The sequence below is a fragment of the Acidobacteriota bacterium genome, assembly GCA_022562055.1.
Classification (GTDB): Bacteria; Actinomycetota; Acidimicrobiia; order Spongiisociales; family UBA5794; genus BMS3BBIN02.
In genome coordinates, this window is the sequence record JADFQA010000004.1 from 48,617 (window position 1) to 71,160 (window position 22,544).

At 59.7% G+C, this 22,544-nt stretch carries 24 protein-coding genes; 13 read left to right on the top strand and 11 right to left on the bottom strand.

What is annotated here, in order from left to right:
- Positions 1-77: 77 nt before the first annotated feature.
- The 6 genes from IIC71_02075 to IIC71_02100 all read left to right on the top strand — a co-directional run bounded on the left by IIC71_02075 (position 78) and on the right by IIC71_02100 (position 6,431).
- Complete coding sequence (locus tag IIC71_02075) at positions 78-902, top strand: IclR family transcriptional regulator (protein ID MCH7667983.1); 825 nt, start codon at positions 78-80, stop codon at positions 900-902.
- Between the two features lie 23 nt (positions 903-925).
- Positions 926-2,353 (top strand): UbiD family decarboxylase, encoded by a 1,428-nt coding sequence (locus IIC71_02080; protein ID MCH7667984.1) that lies wholly within the window; start codon positions 926-928, stop codon positions 2,351-2,353.
- A 34-nt stretch (positions 2,354-2,387) separates the two neighbouring features.
- The gene (locus tag IIC71_02085) at positions 2,388-3,200 is read left to right on the top strand and encodes an HAD-IIA family hydrolase (GenBank protein MCH7667985.1); all 813 of its coding nucleotides are present in this window, start codon (positions 2,388-2,390) and stop codon (positions 3,198-3,200) included.
- A 240-nt stretch (positions 3,201-3,440) separates the two neighbouring features.
- Positions 3,441-4,505 (top strand): 6-hydroxycyclohex-1-ene-1-carbonyl-CoA dehydrogenase, encoded by a 1,065-nt coding sequence (had, locus tag IIC71_02090; protein ID MCH7667986.1) that lies wholly within the window; start codon positions 3,441-3,443, stop codon positions 4,503-4,505.
- A gap of 64 nt (positions 4,506-4,569) precedes the next feature.
- A complete protein-coding gene (gene oah / locus IIC71_02095) occupies positions 4,570-5,670 on the top strand; it encodes a 6-oxocyclohex-1-ene-1-carbonyl-CoA hydratase (GenBank protein ID MCH7667987.1) in 1,101 nt (366 codons plus the stop codon).
- Positions 5,667-6,431: an enoyl-CoA hydratase/isomerase family protein gene (locus tag IIC71_02100; GenBank protein MCH7667988.1), complete on the top strand. Its 765-nt coding sequence runs from the start codon at positions 5,667-5,669 to the stop codon at positions 6,429-6,431. Before oah ends, IIC71_02100 begins: the two co-directional genes overlap by 4 nt.
- A 31-nt stretch (positions 6,432-6,462) precedes the next feature.
- Here IIC71_02100 and IIC71_02105 read toward each other — a convergent pair whose 3' ends face one another.
- The 7 genes from IIC71_02105 to IIC71_02135 form a co-directional block, all read right to left on the bottom strand.
- Positions 6,463-6,735: a hypothetical protein gene (locus IIC71_02105; protein ID MCH7667989.1), complete on the bottom strand. Its 273-nt coding sequence runs from the start codon at positions 6,733-6,735 to the stop codon at positions 6,463-6,465.
- Positions 6,732-7,580 (bottom strand): 2-hydroxyglutaryl-CoA dehydratase, encoded by an 849-nt coding sequence (locus IIC71_02110; protein MCH7667990.1) that lies wholly within the window; start codon positions 7,578-7,580, stop codon positions 6,732-6,734. The genes IIC71_02105 and IIC71_02110 overlap by 4 nt, the downstream gene beginning before the upstream one ends.
- Positions 7,577-8,407, bottom strand: coding sequence for a 2-hydroxyglutaryl-CoA dehydratase (locus IIC71_02115; protein ID MCH7667991.1), 831 nt, complete (start codon positions 8,405-8,407; stop codon positions 7,577-7,579). Before IIC71_02115 ends, IIC71_02110 begins: the two co-directional genes overlap by 4 nt.
- 9 nt (positions 8,408-8,416) lie before the next feature.
- The gene (locus IIC71_02120; protein MCH7667992.1) at positions 8,417-9,712 is read right to left on the bottom strand and encodes a 2-hydroxyacyl-CoA dehydratase; all 1,296 of its coding nucleotides are present in this window, start codon (positions 9,710-9,712) and stop codon (positions 8,417-8,419) included.
- 25 nt (positions 9,713-9,737) lie between these two features.
- Complete coding sequence (locus IIC71_02125; protein MCH7667993.1) at positions 9,738-10,913, bottom strand: 2-hydroxyacyl-CoA dehydratase; 1,176 nt, start codon at positions 10,911-10,913, stop codon at positions 9,738-9,740.
- Complete coding sequence (locus IIC71_02130; protein ID MCH7667994.1) at positions 10,910-11,521, bottom strand: TetR/AcrR family transcriptional regulator; 612 nt, start codon at positions 11,519-11,521, stop codon at positions 10,910-10,912. Before IIC71_02130 ends, IIC71_02125 begins: the two co-directional genes overlap by 4 nt.
- A gap of 193 nt (positions 11,522-11,714) precedes the next feature.
- The gene (locus IIC71_02135; GenBank protein MCH7667995.1) at positions 11,715-11,930 is read right to left on the bottom strand and encodes a DUF2277 domain-containing protein; all 216 of its coding nucleotides are present in this window, start codon (positions 11,928-11,930) and stop codon (positions 11,715-11,717) included.
- A gap of 104 nt (positions 11,931-12,034) precedes the next feature.
- On the opposite strand from IIC71_02135, the gene IIC71_02140 reads away from it, so the two are divergent.
- From IIC71_02140 to IIC71_02155, 4 genes are all read left to right on the top strand, one after another.
- Positions 12,035-14,551, top strand: coding sequence for a M1 family metallopeptidase (locus IIC71_02140; protein ID MCH7667996.1), 2,517 nt, complete (start codon positions 12,035-12,037; stop codon positions 14,549-14,551).
- 63 nt (positions 14,552-14,614) lie between these two features.
- Complete coding sequence (locus IIC71_02145) at positions 14,615-14,947, top strand: hypothetical protein (protein MCH7667997.1); 333 nt, start codon at positions 14,615-14,617, stop codon at positions 14,945-14,947.
- A 133-nt stretch (positions 14,948-15,080) separates the two neighbouring features.
- Positions 15,081-15,857 carry a TIGR00266 family protein gene (locus IIC71_02150; protein MCH7667998.1) on the top strand — a complete coding sequence of 259 codons (777 nt, stop codon included), beginning with the start codon at positions 15,081-15,083 and terminating at the stop codon, positions 15,855-15,857.
- Positions 15,857-16,639 carry a glycerophosphodiester phosphodiesterase gene (locus tag IIC71_02155; protein MCH7667999.1) on the top strand — a complete coding sequence of 261 codons (783 nt, stop codon included), beginning with the start codon at positions 15,857-15,859 and terminating at the stop codon, positions 16,637-16,639. Before IIC71_02150 ends, IIC71_02155 begins: the two co-directional genes overlap by 1 nt.
- Before the next feature lie 15 nt (positions 16,640-16,654).
- Here the strand turns inward: IIC71_02155 and IIC71_02160 are convergent, their stop codons facing one another.
- From IIC71_02160 to leuC, 3 genes are read right to left on the bottom strand one after another with little or no spacing between them, the layout of a single operon-like run.
- Positions 16,655-17,026: a hypothetical protein gene (locus tag IIC71_02160; GenBank protein MCH7668000.1), complete on the bottom strand. Its 372-nt coding sequence runs from the start codon at positions 17,024-17,026 to the stop codon at positions 16,655-16,657.
- Positions 17,027-17,029: 3 nt separating this feature from the next.
- The gene (gene leuD / locus IIC71_02165) at positions 17,030-17,638 is read right to left on the bottom strand and encodes a 3-isopropylmalate dehydratase small subunit (GenBank protein MCH7668001.1); all 609 of its coding nucleotides are present in this window, start codon (positions 17,636-17,638) and stop codon (positions 17,030-17,032) included.
- Positions 17,635-19,179 (bottom strand): 3-isopropylmalate dehydratase large subunit, encoded by a 1,545-nt coding sequence (gene leuC, locus IIC71_02170; protein MCH7668002.1) that lies wholly within the window; start codon positions 19,177-19,179, stop codon positions 17,635-17,637. Before leuC ends, leuD begins: the two co-directional genes overlap by 4 nt.
- Between leuC and IIC71_02175 the strand changes: the two genes are divergently transcribed.
- The 3 genes from IIC71_02175 to IIC71_02185 are packed head-to-tail and all read left to right on the top strand — an operon-like array spanning position 19,131 to position 21,730.
- Entirely contained in the window at positions 19,131-19,694 is a 564-nt protein-coding gene (locus IIC71_02175) for a hypothetical protein (GenBank protein MCH7668003.1), read from the top strand. The two genes, leuC and IIC71_02175, sit on opposite strands and share 49 nt — an antisense overlap.
- Complete coding sequence (locus IIC71_02180) at positions 19,642-20,310, top strand: winged helix-turn-helix transcriptional regulator (protein MCH7668004.1); 669 nt, start codon at positions 19,642-19,644, stop codon at positions 20,308-20,310. The genes IIC71_02175 and IIC71_02180 overlap by 53 nt, the downstream gene beginning before the upstream one ends.
- Complete coding sequence (locus tag IIC71_02185; protein ID MCH7668005.1) at positions 20,303-21,730, top strand: MFS transporter; 1,428 nt, start codon at positions 20,303-20,305, stop codon at positions 21,728-21,730. The genes IIC71_02180 and IIC71_02185 overlap by 8 nt, the downstream gene beginning before the upstream one ends.
- 3 nt (positions 21,731-21,733) lie before the next feature.
- Here IIC71_02185 and IIC71_02190 read toward each other — a convergent pair whose 3' ends face one another.
- A complete protein-coding gene (locus IIC71_02190; protein ID MCH7668006.1) occupies positions 21,734-22,510 on the bottom strand; it encodes an HAD-IB family hydrolase in 777 nt (258 codons plus the stop codon).
- Positions 22,511-22,544: the final 34 nt, after the last annotated feature.

Below are 22,544 nucleotides of genomic sequence, written 5' to 3' on the forward strand. Positions count from 1 at the left end.
ATGACCCGAATAATGCTCTCCACCTGGCCGCCAGCCACACTGGCCCGCCCACGTCTTCGATTGAGGCGGATGTGGTAGTGCGGGTTTCGGCAGTCGAACGGGCAATCCAGATTCTGCGTGCGTTCGAGCGTCACGATGACTACAGCCTCACCGAGCTGGTGTCGCTGCTGTCGCTCAACAAGAGCACGGCGTACGGGATCCTCCAAACACTCACCGACTTCCGGTTCCTCACGAGGGATCCGAGGACCCGCCGCTACCGCTTGGGGCCTGCCTTGATCCGCCTGGGTCATCTTGCCGATGTGCAGACCGAGATACGTGCTATTGCGCGGCCACACATGGAGTTGCTCGTTCAGAAGATTCGCAAGTCCGTACTCCTGGGAACGCTCAACGAGGATCAGCTCACGATTGTTGACAAGGTTGATCCTGTTGGCATCCTGCACGTGTCGGCGGCGATCGGCCAGCAGATCCCGTTCTCCGCCGGCTCCTTCGGTCGTGTTTTCCTCGCGTGGCTCCCCGATGATCGAGTCGACAGTTTGATTGCAACACACGGGCTTGAAGCTTTCACGCCGACCTCGATCACCGACCCCGACGCCTACAAGGTAGAGCTCGCGCGAGTGCGCGAATGCGGGTACGCCGTGGATGACAAGGAGGAATACCTGGTCGGGGTGCGTGCAGTTTCGGTGCCGCTCAAGAATGCCGACGGCGTCGTTGCCGCTCTCACTGTCGTCGGGTTTACCTCACGTTCGGGAAACCAGCCCGGTGAGTACGCCATAAAGGCCGCAGTGCGGGCCGGACAGGAGATCTCGAGACAACTTGGCGCCGATATCGCGGATCCTGATGAGGTCTCAAGTGCGGAGGGTGTCGATCTGAAAAGTTCCCCCGGGGTGTCTCGTGACGTGTGACCATCTGAAGAAGGAGAGAAATCATGCCGTTCAGCGACCTACGATCATTCATCGACCGACTCGACGAGGAGGGCCAGCTCCATAGGATCGATAGGGAGGTGGACTGGAACCTTGAGCTGAGCCACGTTGCCAAGCTCAACGAGGAACGCCAGGGCGGGGGTTCCGCGCTGCTGTTCGAGAACATCAAGGACTACCCGGGACACCGCGTCTTCATCAGCGCAATGACGGCCAGGGAGCGGCTGGCCCTAGCCCTCGAAATGCCCCAGGACACAAGCCTCATGCACCTCTCCGAGGAATGGGTGGATCGCATCCACGGAAAACGGGTTCCCCCGAAGGTGGTCGAATCAGGGCCCGTCAAGGAGAATATCTTGCTCGGTGACGATGCCGACATCCTGAAGATTCCCTCTCCGTGGTTTTACCCCGGAGATGGGGGACGCTACTTCGGTACCGCTGGATATCTCATCACCCGCAACCTGAAGACGGGGCGCCTGAACCTAGGTACCTATCGCGCCATGGTCGGCGACAGCCGGGAACTGTGCATCTACATGATCAAAGCCAAGGACGGCGAGATCGACTTTCGGGACTACCAGGAAGCCGGGATCCCGATGCCGGTGGCATACGTGTCCGGCAGCGATCCGACGCTCTTCCTCTGCGGAAGCACTCTCTTCGGTCTCGACGAGAGCGAGTACGACATCGCCGGAGCGCTCCGCGGTGGACCAGTCGAGGTCGTGAAAGCCGAGACCTCCGACCTGCTGGTGCCGGCAACCGCTGAATGGGTGGTCGAGGGCGAAATCGTGCCCGGCGAGACCCGTCCGGAGGGACCGTTCGGCGAGTACACCGGTTACTACTCCGGCAAGGGAGACCAGGAGCAGTACTTCATTCGAGTGAAGGCGATCACCCATCGCAACGAGCCGATTCTCTGGTCGACAACTGTCGGCAGGCCCACCACCGACACCCACATGATCATGAGCGTCAACCGCACCGCGTCGCTGTGGAACGACCTGCGGCGTATGCAGATCCCCGGGATCAAGGCCGTGTACGGGCCCCCGGCCGCAGCCGGGCGGATGCTGGTCATCATCTCGGTGAACCAGATGTACCACGGCCACTCGACCCAGGTCGGTCTGGCGGCGTTCGCGTCGACCACAGGGAACTATGGTCTGAAAACGGTGATCCTTGTCGACGACGATATCGACGTTGAGAACATGGATCAGGTGATGTACGCTTTAAGCTTCAAGTATCAGCCGGAGTTCGGCACTCAGATCCTTCACCGGGGGCGTTCAACCCCACTCGATCCGTCCCTTCCCCGTTCGAATCGATTCATGACGTCACGTGTCATCCTCGACTGCACGACACCCTATGAGTGGGACGAGGACGAGCTGCCGCCGAAGATCTACCTCGATGACGACATGGCCCAACATGTGAAGGACCACTGGGACGAGTACTTCGGATGAACATCCGAGGGAGTCACGGTTGAACATCCGAGGCGTGAATCATCCCATCGAGGGCGTCATCTTCGATATTGACGGTACGGTCGCCCGGGGGCGCCAGGTTCTTCCCGGCTCCCTCGACACCCTCGCCGAACTGCGCCGCCGGGCCATTCAGTTCGCCTTCTTCACGAACGACAACTCGAATCCGATTGGATTCTGGGTGGAACGGCTCGCCGACATGGGTATCGATGCGGCACCGGGAGAGATCATCACCTCGGCGCTTGTCGCCGCGGAGGTGATGGCCGAACTCCATCCTGCCAGCCCGATTCTGGCCGTCGGTGACGTCGGCCTGTTCGAAGCGCTCGGTGCGAAGAACCTCGATCTCGTTGACGCCGACGATGTTGATCGGGCAACGGTCGTGGTGATGGGGAAAGACCCGAATTTCGACCAGAATCGCCTCAATGTCGTCTGCAGGGCCATCTGGAACGGAGCCAAGTTCTTTGCCACCAACTACGATCCGAGACTGCCCGTCGCGGGCGGATTCGTCCCGGCGACGGGTCCGATGGTGAAAGCGGTGGCGTACGCCACGGGCCACGAACCCGTCGTCACAGGCAAGCCGTCGCCGTGGTCGGGGCGGATGGCGATGCGCATCCTGGGAATCGCCCCTGAGCGAGGGCTAGTCGTCGGGGATCAGCTCTCAACCGATATCGCCATGGGCCGCAACGCAGGGATGCGCACCGTCCTCGTGCTCACCGGTACCGCCGATGCAAGCGATGTCGACGAGGCCCCTCCCGAACAGCGACCCAGTGTGGTCGTCGACGGTGTCGGCGATCTGATCCCATGGCTTGATGCTCACTCCACGGCCGAGTAACCGGCCGACTGGCGACACTGGCGTGAACACCGGGTATGCCCCGCATCGGGCATGCTTGACGGTATCGCCTCGAGGGAGGAAACAAGTATCATCCATACCGATCCAGAACAGGGAATTTTAGCGAGCAAAGGGCCGGGAAAAGCGCATTGGGTGTGGTGATGATCCGTTCGAGGCGCGACCAGAACGATCTCGAAAGAGGCGTCCTGCGCTGCCGGACAGATATTGATTGTGGGAGCACTGATGGAACAACGCACCGACAGATACTCATGGCGCCTCGTTGCACCGGGCCGGCCGCTCGAGCGGACCGAGCAAGCTGGCAGACCACCTGAGGCGGATGAGGTTCTCATCGAGGTCGCCGGGTGTGGGCTGTGCCATACCGACCTCGGATTCATCGACGGCACGGTAAAGACGCGTGCGCAACTCCCGCTCGTACTCGGCCACGAGATCAGTGGTCGGGTTGTGGAAGCAGGCAGGGGCGCCGAGGAGTGGCAGGGGAGAGATGTGCTTGTCCCTGCGGTCATCCCGTGCGGCGACTGCGACCTTTGCAACTCAGCCAGAGGAAACGTGTGCACCCGCCAGAAGATGCCGGGCAACGACCTCGACGGCGGCTTTGCCACCCACGTCACGGTACCGGCAACGGGGCTGTCGGTGGTCGAGAACCTTCCGGCGGGTTATGACCTTGCGGATCTTTCAGTCGTCGCCGACGCTGTGACGACACCTCTACAAGCTGTCCGACGAGCCGAGGTTTCCGCGGGAGACTTCGTCGTCGTGGTCGGCGCCGGCGGTGTCGGTGCGTATGCGGTACAGATAGCAGCGGCGAGCGGAGCGACGGTGATCGCAGTCGACATTGATGACGTCCGCCTCGACCTGCTTCTGCGGCACGGCGCCGCGGGCACGGTCAACGCACGGGGCCTCTCATCTCGGGAGATCCGTGACCGGGTTCGGGACGAAGCAAGGGCGTGTGGGCAACCGCGAGTGGGGTGGAAGATCTTCGAGTGTTCGGGAACCCCGACCGGGCAGGAGACCGCATACGGTTTGCTCGGACCTGCAGCGACGTTGGCGGTCGTCGGGTTCACCATGGAGAAGATCACAATCAGATTGTCGAACCTAATGGCATTCGACGCTACCGCGTTCGGCAGCTGGGGCTGTCCGACCGAGAAATACCCCGAGGCGATCGAACTGGTCACGTCAGGGAGGGTGCAGCTGCTGCCTTTCACCCGCAAAGTTCCGATGCGTGAGATATCCGCGGTCATCGCCCAATCACATGAGCGCAGCGACCACCGCAGAACGATCCTTATCCCATGAAAGCACTTGTCTTCCGACCAATCCTGTCCCTCGACCATCCCTAACCGATGAAAGGTGAAGCACCATGAAGTTCGTAGACCACGATCTTGCTCCAGATATTGAGTTCAACGAAATTCTCTATGAGAACCGGCCGGTGTTCGACACCGGCGGCGCAGCCGTCGACGGATTGCACGTAGTGTGGATCACGCTGAACAACCCTCAGCAGCTCAACTCGTACACGACAGAGTCCGTAAAAGAGGTCATCTTGGCGTTTCGGCGGGCGTCGGTGGATCGCGCCGCTGTAGCAGTCGTCTTCACCGGAGTTGGGGACCGTGCGTTCTGCACCGGGGGTAACACGGAGGAGTACTCCGAGTATTACGCAGGCCGACCGGGCGAGTATCGGCAGTACATGCGCCTGTTCAACGACATGGTGTCAGCGATCCTCATGTGCGACAAACCAGTCATTAACCGTGTCAACGGCATGCGTATCGGCGGAGGGCAAGAGATCGGCATGGCGTGCGACTTCACCCTGGCGTCGGACCTTGCCCGTTTTGGCCAGGCAGGGCCGAAACACGGGTCGGCGCCCGATGGCGGTTCGACGGACTTCCTCGACCTATACGTGGGGTGGGGAGAGGCCATGGCTAGCTGCGTCCTCTGCGAACCGTGGAGCGCACACGAGGCGTTGCGGCTCGGTCTCGTCAACGATATCTTTCCAGTGCTCAAGATCGATGGGGAGTTCATCCCGAACCCCCTCGTTATCACCGACCGATACCTGGACAAGTGGGGCAAGATCGTCCATGGCAAGTCGAAGGAGAGCGAAGACCTCGCTGCCGCAAAGTTGCTGTTGAAGGCTGGAACCATCGACTTCTCGATGCTCGATGCAGGTGTCGATGCAATTCTGACCAAGATCCTCTACACAATGCCGGACTGTACCCTCAAAACGACTGAATCGGTGCGCAAGAAGAAGCTCGAGCATTGGGACAAGAACAAGGAATCTAACCGGGCATGGCTGTCGCTCAACATGATGACTGAGGCCAAGGCAGGGTTTCAGGCGTTCCACCGGGGTTCACGGGAGGTCGGGAGAGAAGTCGACTTCATCGACCTGCGCCGCCGGCTCGCCGCAGGTGAGATGTGGGGCGACGACCTCATCGAATCCGTTTCACCCCAGTACAAATCCGACTCATGAGCGACGTCTGGGTACGTCACGATGTGTCTGGCGACGGTGCGATCCACACGATTACGTTCGACAAGCCCCCAGGAAACGTGATCGACATTGCCCTGTGCGGACAGCTCGTCCCAGCGATCGCGGCTGCCGGCGAGGCGGTGGACGCCAAGGCTCTCGTTCTCCGTGGCGCCGGCAAGAATTTTTCTTTCGGTGCAAGCGTCGAAGAGCATCTCCCTGACAAAGCTCCCCAGATGCTGGCTGCGCTCGGCGGAGTTGTCCGCGCACTCGTCGGATTCCCCTACCCCACGATCGCTGGAGTCCAGGGCGCTTGCTTGGGTGGTGGTCTGGAGCTCGCTCTTGCGTGCGGGATCGTGATCGCCGAGAGAAGCGCGACTCTTGCATGCCCCGAGATACAGCTCGGTGTCTTGCCACCCGCAGCAACCGCGTTGCTTACCGGCAGAGCGGCGGAAGACGTGATCCTCACCGGTCGTAACCTCACCCCTAAAGAGGCAAGACGTCTCGGCATCGTCAACGTGATTGCAAAGACCGGTGAATTGGACGCCGTAATCGAAACGTTCGTGCAGCAACACTTTGCTCTGCGTTCAGCCTCTTCGTTGCGTCTGGCCACGAAAGCGTTGCGGGCGAGCCGTGTCGTTGAGTTCGAGCAGCGCCTCGATGCGGCAGAGCAGGTCTATCTCGAAGAACTGCTGTCGACACACGACGGAGTAGAAGGCATCGAGGCATTCATCGAGAAGCGCCCGCCCGTGTGGAGGAACGCCTAGATGGCAAGGCCGAGCCCGGCAAGTCTCGGCGTCAGCTCGTCTCCCGCTTGCGCGTGTACAGCGCGACGTAGGTCGCGCATGCCGTGACAGCGCAGCTCGTGCATGCGTCACCAAAGCTCGACGGGTCGAGTGCGGCCGTGGTTGTCTCGAAGTCAAGACTCGCGTAGAGCTCCTCTAGCTCGCCGACACGCGCCGGGTCTGTGACTGTGCGCCGCTGCCAACCCTGTGCGGCGAGAACGGGATCCCGGAGGATTTGCACGCCGGCTGAGCAATACAACACTTCCGAACCCGCGTCCTTGCTCACATCCCTGCTCCCGCGGCCGCTGCTACGTTGCTTCCGGTTCTCGTGCCTGTGGCTGCGAGTTTTTCTAAACGGCGTCGGGCGAGGATTGCGCAACCGAGGGCCGGCACGAACTGAACCATGTCGCTTGCAGGGACGTTGACGTCCGCCTTGAGCAAGGCGCTGACTGCATTGCCCATGGTCTCGAAGCGTAGGATCCCCCCGATGAGTGTAAATTCGGACTCGGCCCGCACCCGCTTCATAAGCTGAACCGAGCGACCTGTCAGCGACTCGATTGCTCCCTGCATGATGTCAGCCGGCGGCGTCCCGAGCGAGAGGTGGTTGATCACCTCAGACTCGGCGAACACCGCGCATACACCCGATATCGGGACCGGTTGTTTCGACGTGACCATAAGGGCGTTGATCTCTCGGATATCGTATCCCATGTAGCGGGCGGTCTTTTCGAGAAAGGCACCGGTGCCTGCGGCGCACTTGTCGTTGAGCCGGAAGGAGATGACCTTTGCTGTCTGATCAACACGACTCGCCTTCATTGTCTGACCACCGATGTCGAGAATCGTGCGGGTTTCAGGGAACAGGAAACATGCTCCGCGGGCGCTTGCGGTGAGGTCCGTGACTTGGAGGTCCTTGAAGTCGACCTGGTGTCTGCCAGGTCCGGTTGCGATCACATACGAGATGTCGTCTTCGCTCAGCCCGGCTTCCTCAAGAACCCGGTCGTAGATCTTCCGGGCGATTTCCCGAAGCCTGAACCCGGTCGGAAGCATTATCCGGCTGAGGATCTTTCCGTCTTCGTCCTGAAGAAGAGCCTTGGCGTAGGTGGATCCGATATCCAATCCTGCGGTGATAGTCATAGCGCCAACCCCGCTTCGGTGGTGATCGGTGTTCGGCCGGTGAGGACGTGATCGAGGGCAAAAAGCGCCGCACCGAGAGCTCCCATGTAGTGGCAATCGTCGCTGACGTTCATCGACTTCTCAAGGCGTTCCTCAAGTGCCTTGATCATGCCCAAGTTGAGCGAAACACCTCCCGTGAATGTGATCTCATCGTTGACGCCGACTCGACGCATGAGTCCCGCCGATCGGGATGCGATCGACTTGTGGACGCCCCACAGGATGTCTTCGATTTTCTTTCCCTTACCGATCCAGGCGAGTATCTCTGACTCCGCGAAGACCGTGCAGGTTGTGCTGATTTTGATCGGCTTCGTACTTTTGAGAGAGACCGGGCCGAGTTCGTCTATCGGGATGTCGAGTGCTGCTGCTGCGGCACCGAGGAACCGGCCGGTGCCGGCGGCGCACTTGTCGTTCATGCAGAAGTCGATGATCTCGCCCGCGGCATTCACCGAGATCGCCTTGGTGTCCTGTCCGCCCATGTCGACGACGGTTCTCGTGTTGGGGAACAGGTGCACTGCGCCCCGCCCGTGACAACTGATCTCGGTGACCTGGGTATTGCCGAATGTCACTCGATACCGGCCGTAGCCCGTGCCGACGACGTACTCGACTTCTTCCTCGTCGATACCGTGCTCTTCGAGCGCCGTCAGGAACGAGTCCTCGGCGGCTTTGATGACGTTGGCGCCTGTGTCGATGAGGGAGCGGCCGACGATGGTTCCGTCTTCATCGACGATGACGGCCTTGGTTTGGGTCGATCCAACGTCGACTCCCGCTGCGTATGCCACTGCAATCACCTATTCCTTTCAGCCGGCCGTCTCGTGTTGCCTACGGGATTCCAGTCCCTCGAAGAAGGCATCGATCCTGTTTTTCATCTGAGCCTCGGAGACGACTCGCCGGTCCATCATGTCCGACTCAATGAACAGACTCGGGATGCCAAGCTCCTTCATCATGTGCTTGCGACCATCAGCGAGGCCGGTTGAAACAGTTCGGCAGCTTTTGATCGGATGGTAAATGATGCCGTCAACATCGAAGGTCTCGGCCATGTCAGCGATGGCCACGTTCTGGTGAAACATCGCGTCCATTGCGTCGCGAACACTGATGAGGACACCTTCAGCGAGGCTCGCCAGCGGATCACCGAGGTCATACTCGAACCCCCGGTTGGTACCACCAGACGCGAACCAGAGGTACGTCGAGTTGACGAATGTGCCGCCCCAATCGGTAAAGAGCTCGTTGAATCGACGAAAGATCGGGTAGCAGGGAACACCGACGAAGAGCAGGCGATACTTCTCATCTATCGCCTGGCCGATCCCGTTCGCCGCCTTGTACTCCATTTCCTCTACTAGCCGCTCGAAGTAGCGGGCGCCCTCCTCGGTGCCACGGAACCCGTTGGCAACGCCGAGAAAAATCGTTCCGTCGGTGAGGGCGCTAAACAAAGACGGCTTTGAAGTGTTGAGCTCGAGGATCCGTTTCCAAGAGCGGCTCATCGTGTTGGCGTACCCGAGCACTTCGCGGAACTTGTCGATGTCGAACTTCTTACCAGTCACTTCCTCACACAGCGTGATGAGTTCGCGCAACTGCACTTCGACATACGTACGGTCGGCCTCGAAATCGGCGTTTCCTCGCCAGGTTTGGCCGCCTGCCTGACGTGTGCCGGGAACGTCGATCGTGAAGACCGGTATGCCGTACATGCGCTCCCAGATCTCCGCCCACTTGATATACGTGTTGCAAGCATTCGTAAGCACGGCGAGGCTCGGTTGCGGAATCTGGGCCATCGGATGCTCTCCGCCACGGAGCTGGGTGCCGATATCAGCCTTGACGTAGCCGCAGATGTCTGGTGAGTAACCGTAGTTCTCGGCCTCCTCCAGGTACTCGTGTGCGACGTGACGGACCGCGGTCTGGAGCGAGTTGATCTCGGGAAACACGACGGGCAGGTCGAACGTCTTCAAGATCTCGTTGAGGCTTCCCATTACGAACACATACGCGGCCTGCCCACCGTTCTTTGCCGTGTTGTCGAGTTCCGTGAACCAGTCGCGGAACATTGCAGCACCCTCACGGTTTCCGCGCCCCACCAGTTCGTCTGTGGATCCGAGTGTTGTCATGTCAATCTCCGTGTGATGGTCGGGCTCATTCGAAGAGCATGTGTTCGACGAACGTTGCTACTTGCATTTCGAGTTGCTCGAAGGAACTCATGTTCTCCTCGAATTCGCTGAGAAAGTATGCGATCCGCTCATCATCAAGCGCATGGGTGTACGTAACCTGTTCCTCGAGTCCTGGTTCACACATCTTGGCGGCAGCGAGGATGACGGCATCTGCGTTGGCTGCCCGGATCCTTTCGGCGAGCATTTTCTCTTTCGGCTTTCGTAGATCGTGTTGCACAGGGCTGTAAGAGGAGTGTTCGATGTACCCGACGGCGAGATTCCTCAACGGGTCACCATTGAGCGAGACATCCTCAGTGATCCAGCGCATACCGATGAAGAAGTCGTCATCCACCACGTAGACGGTGCGCCCGAGCATTCTGATGAGATCGAATGGCGGTTGCTCGCAGAATCCACCTTCGAACACGACACGAATACGGTCCTCGGGTTTGGTGCGCCGCTTGCGGATAATCGGTAGCAGAGTCGTCAGGAGTTCGTTGTGCTCCTCGCGAGGGACCATCCCCGCGAGTGCCACCAGCGCGTAAGCGTCTTCGGCAGCGATCAGCCATGGCGTATCCCGCTTGATGTCGTACAGCTCGCGCAGAAGTCGGCGATTCTCGTTAAACACCGCTATTGAATTGCGAAGATCGTCATCGGTGATCTCCTTGCCGGCGACCTCTTCCACGACACGGCGCATCCGGTCATATTCGTGGCGCAGGTAGTCGATGCTGCCGGTCGAATTCGGATTCTGCGGAAGGTACAGGATCTGGCTCGGGTAATCGACATTGCGACCCCAAATCGCCGCCAGGTTGCGAGCCGCATCACAGATCGGATGCGAGACGAACAGGTCCATCGATACGACATCGCTCAGCGCGAGTTCGAGAGAGGTCTTGAGAATCGAGCAGAGATAGGATCCGAAATGCGAGTCGGCCCGGTTCGGCTCGGCCGGGGCACCGCGCACCTTGAACGGGAGCATCCCGGCGGCGTGCACGATCTCCTCCGGAAAGTACACCTGAAAGTGCCCCACTATTTTGCCACCGGCGTCGCGCCATCGGCGTGCTGTTTCGAACTCTGGGGATTCGACCATGTCGCGGCATTCGAGCAGTGCATCGTCGAGAGTCTTGTTGCGCCATTCGTCGAAGATTCGTGTGGCCGTCAGTGTCATGCTCGTCCTCCGACGGGTTTGGCTGATGCTCCTTCGAAGAAGAGATCGACAACGTGATCGAGGCGTGCTTGGACGCTTCCGTAGACGTGGTCGGCGTAGTCGCCGATCACAACCTCGACCAGGGCAACAAACGACCAGGAGAGGATTCGAGCATCCCCCGGGGCTAGTTCCCCGGCGTCGATTCCCTTGCGGATAATTGTCTCTACTTGTTCGGGCAAGGCTCGCTGATACGCACGGACGAGAAGGTCTCGTTCATTGCCGGAAAATGTATTGATGTCACGGCGCACGAGACGGGTCAATTCGCGCTCTTCGTGGGGGAGTTCGAGAAAATCCTTCGTGAGTCTCGCAAGGCGGTTCCGACAGGTACCGGGCGCAGTGGTTGCCAGCTCGAAGAGTTGTCGCTTGCGGTCAAGGTCATCGAGCATCATTGAGAGGTACAACTGTTCCTTGCTGGGGAAGTGGTGATAGAGCCCACCCTTGGTCACCTCCGCCGCTTGGGCGATCATGTCTGTTGTGACGTCGGCGTAGCTGCTTACAACGAACAGGCTCCTCGCGGCGGCGATGATCCTGGCCGACGTGGCCTCCGACTTGGTTAGCGTTTGTGTCATCATTGCACCTCGATCAGAAAACAGACCGACTGACCGGTCGGTTTTACAATACCGGTCTGCGCTCCGCCTGTCAATGGCTTTTGGTGAGGATTTTCGGGCCGAGGAAGGGGCGCGGTTAGGCTCGAGCAAGCTTTGGTGCATAACATCTCTGATAGCCGGTTGCGATCAAGGTGGTCGCCCGTCGCCTTATGTATCAGCTCCGTGCCTGGCCGCGCACGATGAGGTCGTCGAGCAATGTTTGGGAGACCCGGGCGATGCCTGAAACTGCGAAGTCGAATGCCCTGAGATTCACCTTGGACGGTTGTCGGAAGCCGCTGATTTTGCGAACGAACTGGAGCGCTGCGGCTTCGACATCTTCAGGCGTTGCTGCGGGCTCGATTGACCTGAGTTTCTTGATACTTCTGCACATGGGCTGACAGTACTGTTCCTCGGCTACATCGGCGCCAAACGCCGATGCGAAACAGGGCACCTGCCGGTACCATGCTCGCCGTTGTCGCTTGTTGGGAGATGTAGATGGGGATTGATTCGGACCACCGATTTGGGCACGAGATCGTGCCGCTGCACTACCAGATCGTGCTGGAGCCGGACATCGCCGGGGGGACGTTCTCGGGCAGCGAGGTCGTCGCTTTCGAACTTAACGAAACCACCGACGCGATTGTTCTGAACACAATCGAGCTCGACATCGTCCAAGCAAACGTCACTGGGAATGGTCACGAAGTTGCTGCAGCGATCTCCTATGACGAGGATCTGCAACGAGCAACACTCGCACTCGGTGAGACGATCGAGTCCGGCACCTACCAGCTCAGCGTAACGTTCACGGGGATACTCAACGACCAGCTCCACGGCTTTTACCTGTCGCGCTACATCGACCCGGAAGGCAACGAGAAGACAATTGCAACCTCACAGTTGCAAGCGACCGACGCCCGGCGTGCCTTTCCATGCTGGGATCAACCTGACCTCAAGGCCACGTTTGGCGTGACGCTTATCGTCGAGGCGGGGCACATGGCGATTGCCAACGGTCCCGAGATAGGCAGGACCACCCTGGACAACGGCAAAGTTGAGGTCCGCTTTGCGACGACCATGAAGATGTCGACCTACATTGTGGCCTTCGTCGTCGGCGAACTCGAAGCGTCCGAGACTATCGATGTCGACGGTGTGCCGCTGCGTGTTATCCACGCTCCAGGGAAGGGTGACCTCACGGCATTCGCGCTCGAGGTCGGGGCGTTCTGTCTGCGGTACTTTGCGGACTATTACGGCGTGCCATATCCAGGGCAGAAGATGGACATGCTTGCAATCCCCGACTTTGCCTGGGGTGCAATGGAGAACCTCGGCGCAGTCACCTACCGCGAGACCGCGCTGCTAGTTGATACCGACACCGCAACGCAGGCTGAGCTCAACCGCGTTGCCCTGGTCATTGCCCACGAGCTTGCGCACATGTGGTTTGGCGACCTCGTCACGATGGGCTGGTGGGAGGGGATCTGGCTCAACGAGGCGTTTGCGACGTTTATGGAAAACAAAGGTGTTGATGCGTTTCGGCCCGATTGGAATCAGTGGCTCGCGTTTGGTGCAGATCGGCAAAACGCGCTCGAGATCGACGCCTTGCACGCCACGCGCCCAATAGAGCTCGCAGTCGGCGCACCCGACGAGGCAGCCGCAATGTTTGACACGTTGACGTATGAGAAGGGCGGCGCGGTTCTCCGCATGCTTGAGCAATACCTCGGTGAAGGTGTGTTCCGCAAAGGCATCTCTTTGTACCTGAAGAAACACTCACACGCCAACACGGTCACGTCCGACTTGTGGCATGCACTTGGTGAAGCCTCGGGCGAGCCGGTTGCTGAGATCATGGAGTCATGGATTTATCAGGGAGGGTATCCGCGGTTGTCTGCAGCGAGGACAACCGACGGGAAGATTGCGGTCTCTCAGGAGCACTATCGCTTTCTCGACAATGGTGACGACACGTGGATGGTGCCGCTCCTCTACAGCTCCGACAACGGGTCAGGGAGAGTCATTGTCCAGGGCGATATCAAGCTCGACCTCGGGGCCAATCCATTGCTCAACGCCGGCGGTAGCGGGTTCTTCTCCATTGGATACGACGACGAGTTGCTTGGCGAGATCAGTGGGCGTCTACATTCGCTGGATGCTGAAGAACGGTTCTCGATTATCTCGGACACATGGTCGAGTGTGCTCAGCGGCGACGTCGACGGTGGCGCCTTTCTCGACCTTGTGTCATCGCTCGGCGGTGAGCGTGAGCCGGCGATCTGGTCAGTCATTGTCAAAGGTATCTCAGAACTCGACAATGTCGTGTCTTCAGATCGTCGTCCCGAGCTGCAGAAATTCGTCAGAGACCTGATGGGGGATGTCGGGGATGAACTCGGATGGGAGGCTGTTGATGGCGAACCCGACCTTATACGACAGCTCCGTGGCATCGTCTTGAGTTCGCTCGGTGCACTGGGGCAAGATCCAGGTGTGCGGGCGCATGCGCTCGCGTTCCTCGATGCGGCGATTCTTGACCCCACTTCCGTTGATGGGGACGTTGCAGCTGCGGCGCTGCATGTCGTTGCATCCGACGGGTCGGTCGAAGACTTCGAGGGTTTTGTCGACGCGTATCGCGATGCTCCGAACGCCCAGGTCGCCAACAGGTATTTGCGGGCCGCGGCTGCGGTCCCTGAGGACTCAGCGGCACAGAAACTGTTCGAGATGGTGCTTGACGGATCCGTGCGTCGACAGGACTCCTTCTGGGTGCTCGCACTGATGCTTGGGCAGCGTCAGACCGGCGCCGCGACCTGGCAGCGGATCACCGAGCGCTGGGATGAGGTTCTCGCCACGATGCCAAAGCAAAACGTGCGGCGCATGTTCGACCTCATCCAGAACAGGTCCGAGCCGGAGATCGCCGCCGAAATCAAGAAATGGCTGGACACCCATCCTCTTGGCGGTGCCGCAAAGCTTATTCAGCAACAGTTGGAGAGGCTTGAGATTCGCGTCGGGCTTCGAGAGCGCGAGGCAACGACGTTGGCAATTCCGCACCGCTGATCGGACCGATCAGACAGGCGGCGGTAGGGCGTGTACATTGGCTGCACAACAAAGGAGCAGACTGTGGGATTTCTCGACAAGATTAAGGATTTCTTCGGTTCAGCGAAGGACAAGGCCGGCGATATGGCCGATAAGGCAGGGGATGTCGCCGAGGGTGCCTGGGACAAGACCAAAGACGTCGGTGAGAAGGTCGGCGATGTCGCTGAGAGTGCTTGGGACAAGACCAAAGACGTTGCTGGGGACGTCGGTGAGAAGGTCGGCGGCGTTGTTGAGAGCGTCAAGGACCGTTTCGATGGCGATGACGATGAGGCGTCTGACGATGAGGCGTCTAGCGATGAGGCGTCTAGCGATGAGGCGTCTGGCGACGATGCTTCTGACGACGAGGCTTCTTCGTAACCACCCGCCAAGAGGTCGACAACGTAAAGGGATACCGTTCGGTGTCCCTTTACGTATGTCTACAACGCCTGCGGTCCAGCGTTTGCGCGGCGGTAGGCTTGCATGAGTAACGAGACAAGCAGAGGAGCGCGGTATGCGCAGCCATGAAGTTGATTACAAGATCTATGGCGACGATCTCCAATTCGTTGAGATCGAGCTGGACCCAGGAGAGACGGTTATCGCCGAGGCAGGCTCGATGATGTACCTGACGGAGGGGATCACCTTCGAAACCAAGATGGGCGATGGCTCAGAGCCCGAGAAGGGGTTTTTCGGGAAGCTCAAGGATGCCGGGAAACGAGCGTTGACCGGTGAATCCATCTTTATCACGCACTTCACGAACAACGGCGGTGGGAAACAACATGCGGCGTTTGCCGCTCCCTACCCTGGGAAGATCGTCCCGGTCGACTTGGCCCAGAGCGGTGGCAAGCTGATCTGCCAGAAGGATGCGTTTCTCGCGGCCGCCCTCGGGACGAAGATCGACATTGTGTTCAACCGGAAGATCGGCACGGGCCTGTTTGGTGGTGAGGGGTTCATCCTCCAGTCGATCTCGGGTGATGGATTGGCGTTTCTTCACGCTGGCGGGACGATCATCGAACGCCGGCTGATGGGCGAGAAACTGCGGGTCGACACCGGTTGCCTCGTGGCGTTCGAGCCGACAGTGGAGTACGCCATCGAGCGCGCCGGCAACCTCAAGTCGCAGTTCTTCGGCGGCGAAGGGCTGTTTCTCGCAACCTTGCAGGGGACCGGGCGGGTATGGCTGCAGTCGCTGCCGTTCTCTCGTTTGGCCGATCGCATCGCACCCCGCGGCGGTGGCTCAGGCAAGGGAGAAGGATCGGTGATAGGCGGTCTATCAACTCTGTTCGAACAGTAGTGATCTCTAGCGTCCCTTACCTTGACGGCGAGCATCCGCTCCGTTTCGCGCATCGCGGGTCTCGCATCCTGTGGCCGGAGAACACGGCGGCGGCGTTCGAGGGGGCGGTCGAGCTTGGTTATCTGTATCTCGAGACCGACGTTCGCATCACCCGCGACGGGGTCGTTGTCGTGTTTCATGACGAAACGCTTGACCGCACAACCAACGGTCGGGGGAAGGTCAGCGACTGGCTGTTTGAGGATCTCAAACATCTTGACGCCGGCTGGTGGTTCGATCCAGATTCGGACTATCCACAGCGCGGAGGTGTCGCCAAAATATCCTCCGTAGAGGAAATCTTCGAACGGTTTCCAGAGCAGCGTTTCAACATCGACCTCAAAGGCCCCGATATGGAGTGGCCGGTCGCCGACGTCATCCGCCGCTGTAAACGCACCGAGACGGTGATGATTGGTTCTTTTTCGAGCCGTCGCATCCGCAAGTTCCGCAGAGTCACACTTGGTGCGGTTGCAACGTCCGCGGGCCCAGTGGCCGCGATGAAGATGTACGCAGCGTCCCGGATCGGCAGGTCTGTCGGGTCGTACGCCGACGCGTACCAGGTGCCGTTCGACTACCGGGGGATCGCTATCGACGCCAAGTTTGTCGATGCCGTCCACTATTCGGGCGCGCAGATCCACTGCTGGACGGTGGATGAGGCCGCGGACATGCACCGGTTGCTCGATGTCGGCGTCGATGGGATCGTCACCGACCGACCCGACATCCTCAACGAAGTCCTCGCCGCACGCTAACTGTCCGGTTGGGGGCTAGATCCCGGGGGGTGTGAAGGGGAGGCCGTCGAGCTGGATGAGCAATGAAATGACCTTGTTGCGCGCGGTCTCGAAGTCGACACGGCCCGACCCCTCATACGTCTCGCCACGCTCCTGCAAGTAGACACGAAAAGTTTCACCGTCGTCGAGGACGTAGATTCCGTCTCGTGGGCCGACGATGTTTCGACCGAGCGCAAGTAGGGCGGCCTCGTCGGGTATCTCGGCCTGGAGATCCATCATTTCAAGGGTAAATGCTTCCTCGAAGTCCGCTGCGGTCACCGCCCGCCGACCGAGCGCTTGGGAGGCGACCCGGCGCGCACGCCGCTCAAGAATCGCCTGCGCCTGTTCCTGGCGGGTGGGCTGCTGCACCCGTCAGCTCGTGAAGAGCGTTGGTCTGTGTCCGCGCCGCGAACCCTCGTACTCCGAAATGTCTGAGTCGTGCTGCATAGTGATCGCAATGTTGTCGAGACCGTTGAGCAAGCAGTTCTTGGAGAATTCGTCTATCTCGAAAGTCGCCGTGATGTCTCCGGCGGTGACCGTCTGAGCTTGCAGATCGATGACGACTTGATTGTCTGGGTTGTCGGCCATGGCCATGAGACGGTCGACGGTGTCGGCGTCGAGCGCAACAGGGAGGAGACCGATCTGATAGCAGTTGCTGCGGAAAATGTCCGCGAATGATGGGGCGACGATCGCCTTGAACCCCCAATCCTCAAGCGACCAGGGGGCGTGTTCGCGCGATGAACCCGACCCAAAATTGGGACCCGACACAAGAACTACAGCATCTGCATACTCGGAACGATTCGTGATGAAATCTTCGATGAGTTCGCCTTCGGGATCTACCGCCCAGTCGTAAAACAGGAAGGGTCCGAACCCGGACCGCTCTACGCGTTTGAGGAACTGTTTAGGGATGATCTGGTCGGTGTCGACGTTGGCACGAGCAAGCGGCGCCATCTGGCCGGCAATGATCGACACAGGGTTCACAGCAACTCCCATTCAGCAACGTTGACGAAATGGCCCGCTACGGCTGCTGCCGCTGCCATTGCAGGACTCACGAGATGCGTGCGTCCGCCCCGTCCCTGACGTCCCTCAAAGTTGCGGTTCGACGTCGAAGCACAACGCTCACCGGGTGAAAGGAAGTCGGGGTTCATTGCCAAGCACATCGAGCATCCAGCGTCTCGCCACTCGAACCCGGCGTTCTTGAAGATGAGGTCGAGGCCCTCCTCTTCCGCCTGAAGCTTCACCAGGCCAGAACCTGGGACCACCATCGCATGAACACCCTCGGCGACCTTGCGACCCTTGAGCACCGCGGCTGCGGCCCGTAGATCTTCGATGCGGCCGTTGGTACAGGACCCCAGGAAGACCCGGTCGATGCCGATGTCCACGATGGGAGTGCCTGCCTCAAGGGCCATGTATTCGAGCGCACGGCTGGTCGAATCCTTGTCGAGCGGCGTCTCAAAATCGTCGGGAGATGGCACCGATGCCGTGACGGGCAGCGTCTGAGCGGGATTTGTTCCCCAGGACACGTAGGGGACGAGCGCTGCTGCGTCGATAATGACCTCACGATCAAACGTGGCGCTCTCATCGGTGCTCAGCGTCGACCAGTATGCAACGGCGTCGTCCCACGCCTGCCCGTGTGGTGCTCGGGGGCGGCCCTTGATGTACGCGAATGTTTTGTCGTCTGGAGCGATGAGCCCGGCGCGGGCCCCGGCTTCGATCGTCATGTTGCAGATCGTCATGCGGGCTTCCATCGAAAGATCCTCAATCGCATCGCCGCGGTACTCAATGACATACCCGACACCACCGTCGACACCGATCTGGGCGATGATCGCGAGGATGAGGTCCTTTGCAGTCACGCCGGACGGGAGCGCACCCTCGACGGTTACTGTCATCGACTGCGGTTTCGCCTGCGGAAGGGTCTGAGTTGCCAGCACGTGTTCTACTTCGCTGGTGCCGATCCCAAACGCCAGGGCTCCAAACGCCCCGTGTGTTGAAGTGTGCGAGTCGCCGCACACAATGGTCATCCCCGGCTGGGTAACCCCTTGCTCAGGACCGATGACGTGCACGATGCCAGACCGAGGGTCGTCAATATTGAGCAGCGTGATGTTGGCCTCGTCACAGTTGCTAACGAGGGTGTCGATCTGCTTCTTCGAAAGCGGGTCCTGGATGCCAAGCTCGCGGCCAATCGTCGGCACTCCATGGTCGATGGTTGCCAGTGTGAGGTCGGGACGACGCACTGTGCGGCCAGCCAAACGCAATGCCTCAAACGCCTGTGGGGACGTGACCTCGTGGACGAGGTGAAGGTCGATGTACAGCAGGTCGGGTTCGCCGTCGGCGCGGCGAACGACGTGATCTTCCCACACCTTCTCAAATAGCGTCCTCGGCTGTGACACGGCGCTCCTTAGTGACCGGGGCCTTGATGGTAGACGTACCTGCAAGGCGCCGACTACGCCTGTTTCGCTTGTATCGTGGCCGCATGATCTTGCTACTTGCGTTGCTGCTTTCGCTCCAACTCGGCGCCCCATTTGGTGAAGCCGATGCGAGCGCCATATCTGTCGACGGCGAGTTTGTGGTCGAACTCAGTGTTGAAGCCCCACCCGGTCCCGATGCGGTGTTCGCCCGTGTGGTCGACGCCGGACGCGAGCTACCCGCAGTGGCGTTGGCGCCCCTTGGAGGCAGGCGGTACGGCGGGATTCTGACGTTGTCCGAAGTTCGTGACGTGCGAGTCGCATTTGAGGCAAGGCTCGGCGTCGACGTGGTCGTCTCTGAATTGGTGACACTATCGGATCTCGGCGTCGATCCTGTCGTTTTCGACTTTGCAACGTCACCCGAGACGTCACCTACCGTCAAGCAGGACGAAACACCGAGCCGTCTCCCGCTGGTGTTCGGGGTCGTGTTTGCGTTCGCCTCGCTTGTCCTCCTTGCGATCTGGTCGCGTTTCACAGTCGCGATTGACAAACGTACGGGAAATACCGACAATACGGCAAATGTCGACCAAAGCTCCAGTCAATACCACACCGACGCCGGTGACGCGCACTAGGCGAACGAAGGCCGATACCTACAGCCCCAAACCGTTCGTTGTCCCACCAACGGCGACCCGCGACTACTCGCTGGACTCAGTAGTTGTCATCACAACTCCGCAGCAATTGAAGGCATTGTCGGACAAAACGAGAATAATCATTCTGGATCTCCTCCTCGAACGTTCGGCGACCACATCTCAGCTCGCCGTTGTGCTCAACAAGCCGAAGGGCACCGTCGGATATCACCTCAAAGAACTCGAAAAGGTCGGCCTGATCAAGGTCGTCCGGACCCGGCAGGTGAGAGCCTTGACCGAAAAGTATTACGGAAGAACCGGCCGGACGTTCCTTCTTCCAGACACCGGTCCGGCGGTGTCGAGGAGTCAGATGCTGGACGAGGCGAGGGCTGAGATAGTGTCGGAGGAGGGAGCCGCGTTCCCAATGTTCACCCTCCGCCATGTGCGAATTCCCGAAGACAGACTGGTGGAGTTCGCCAAGCGGCTCTTTGACCTGGCGGAGGAGTTTGTTGACCTAGAACCCGGGGGCGACACCGTGTACGGGTTGCTCGCCGGAATCTTCCCGACCGATCGACCAGCATTTACGGAGAACTCAGAAGGCGAGGCAAAGACCGATGACTGATACCAAGCACCAGGAGTCCCGTACCAAGCCACACTTCGATGCGAACTATTGGAAGCTGTGGGTTGCCAGCGTGATCTCGAACCTTGGGGACGGCATCGGCATCATTGCCTACCCTTGGATTGCGTCCTCAGTCACCCGCAATCCTTTGCTTATTGCCGGCATCGGCGTAGCGCAAAGGCTGCCCTGGCTGGTGTTCAGCCTCCCCGCCGGCGTCATCACCGACCGATACGATCGCCGGAAACTGATGGTCATGATGGATTTCACCAGGGCTGCATTGATCGGTGTGATGGCCGTTGTGGTCTTCGGCCGGCAGGGCTCGTTGCCGGCGCCTGAGATCATCGAGCAGGGGTTGCCGTTCGTCGAAGACCTCACCCTGTACTGGGTGTTGCTCATTGGAGCCATGCTTTTGGGTTTTGCCGAGGTACTGCGCGACAACGCCTCGCAGACAATCTTGCCGGCGGTCGTCGACGCTGACGATCTTGAGTCCGCAAACGCACGAATGTGGGGTGCCGAGGTCGTGGCGAACAGCTTTGTGGGTCCCTTCGTCGGGTCGGTCCTTTTGGGTATTGCATTGTCTCTGCCGCTTGGCTTTGACGCTGCTTCGTTCGCTATCGCTGCGGTCCTTGTAGCCCTGATGAAGGGATCGTTTGCACCCAAGCGAGTCAGTTCGGGGGGTGAGCGACCGAATTGGAAGGACGAGATCCGCGAGGGTGTGTCCTGGTTGCGTGGGCACGAGGTGTTGTGGCCGATGGCCATCATCCTCGGTCTGCTCAACGCAATCCTCGCCGGGCAGACTGCCGTATTCGTGTTGTGGGCACAGGAGATTCTCGGCGTCGACGCCCGCCAGCTCGCGTATCTCGGCACTGCAGGGGCCGTCGGTGGTGTCGCCGGGAGCGTCCTTGCGAAAAGAGTCACAGCGCGACTCGGCTCCGGGACCGCACTGGCAATGACTCTTACCGCAACGGCCGCTCTGGCGTTGCTCATGGGGTTCGTCAGGGACTGGCAGCTTGCTTGGGTTCTTGTCATCGTCGGCGTGTTTACCGGGACCGTGTGGAACGTCATAACGGTGTCACTTCGTCAGACGATCATCCCAGACGACATCCTCGGCCGAGTGAACTCGGTGTACCGATTCTTTGCGTGGGGCATGATGCCGATTGGTCTCATCGTGGGGGGTGCCACAGTGAAGATCACGGAGGTGCTTGCCGACCGGGACCTGGCCCTCAGGATGCCATTCTTCGTGGCTGCCGTGGCGGCCACGTTGCTGACGGTGTGGGCCATCCCAAAGCTGACGACCGAGAAGCTCGAATCTGCGCGGGCCGAAGGTGTTGCCGCACGGGAGCTACGGATGCAAGCCGAGGAGACGGCTGGGTCCGACGGGGAGTCTGACTCCGATGACGAGCCTCGTTCTCTTGAGAATTAGGGGTTAGACCCTCTTCTTACGCAGCAGTGTCGCCACCGCAAAGCCGCCCACGACGGCCGCGACGAGGGCGCCCGACTTCGGGACCCGGTTGCGCAGCGGCTCTCCGAGGCTCACTGGGCGTTGGAATTCGAGGATCGGCCAGCCGCGCTCTTCAGCAACCTTGCGGAGTTCCTTCTCGGGGTTGACAGCCACTGGGTTGCCAACCATCTCCATCATCGGAAGGTCGGTGATCGAGTCAGAGTATGCGTAGCTACCTTCGAGGTCGATGTCTTGCTGCTCGACGATCTCGTTGATGGCGTCTACTTTGCCCTGGCCCATTGCATATCGCTCAAGTTCTGGGAGAAAAAAACCGGCTTCGTCGGTCTTCACTCTTGATGCGATTATTTTCGAGACTCCGACATGGCGAGCGACCGGCCGGACCACCTGTTCGGGGCTCGCCGAAACAATGTAGACGTCCCGACCATTGCGTTTGTGTTCGTCAATGAGGAACAACGCTTCGGCGTAAACCAGCGGTGCTGCAACTTCGTCAAGAGTCTCCTCGACGAGCTGTTCGATTTCGGACCGATGCCATCCGGCGGTGAGCTTGAGCATCTGGTCACGGGCCTTTTCGAGCGAGTCTTCGTCGGCCCCAAAGAGCACATAGAGCAGTTGGGCAAACCCGATCTTCATCAGCGTTCTGGTGCCGAAAAGTCCCGCCTTGTAGAACGGTTTGCCAAATGCCAAAGTCGACGATTTGGCGATAACCGTTTTGTCGAGATCAAAGAACGCAGCCTGTTTCATACCCATAGTCTACGTCGGCGATCAACGTGTGGCG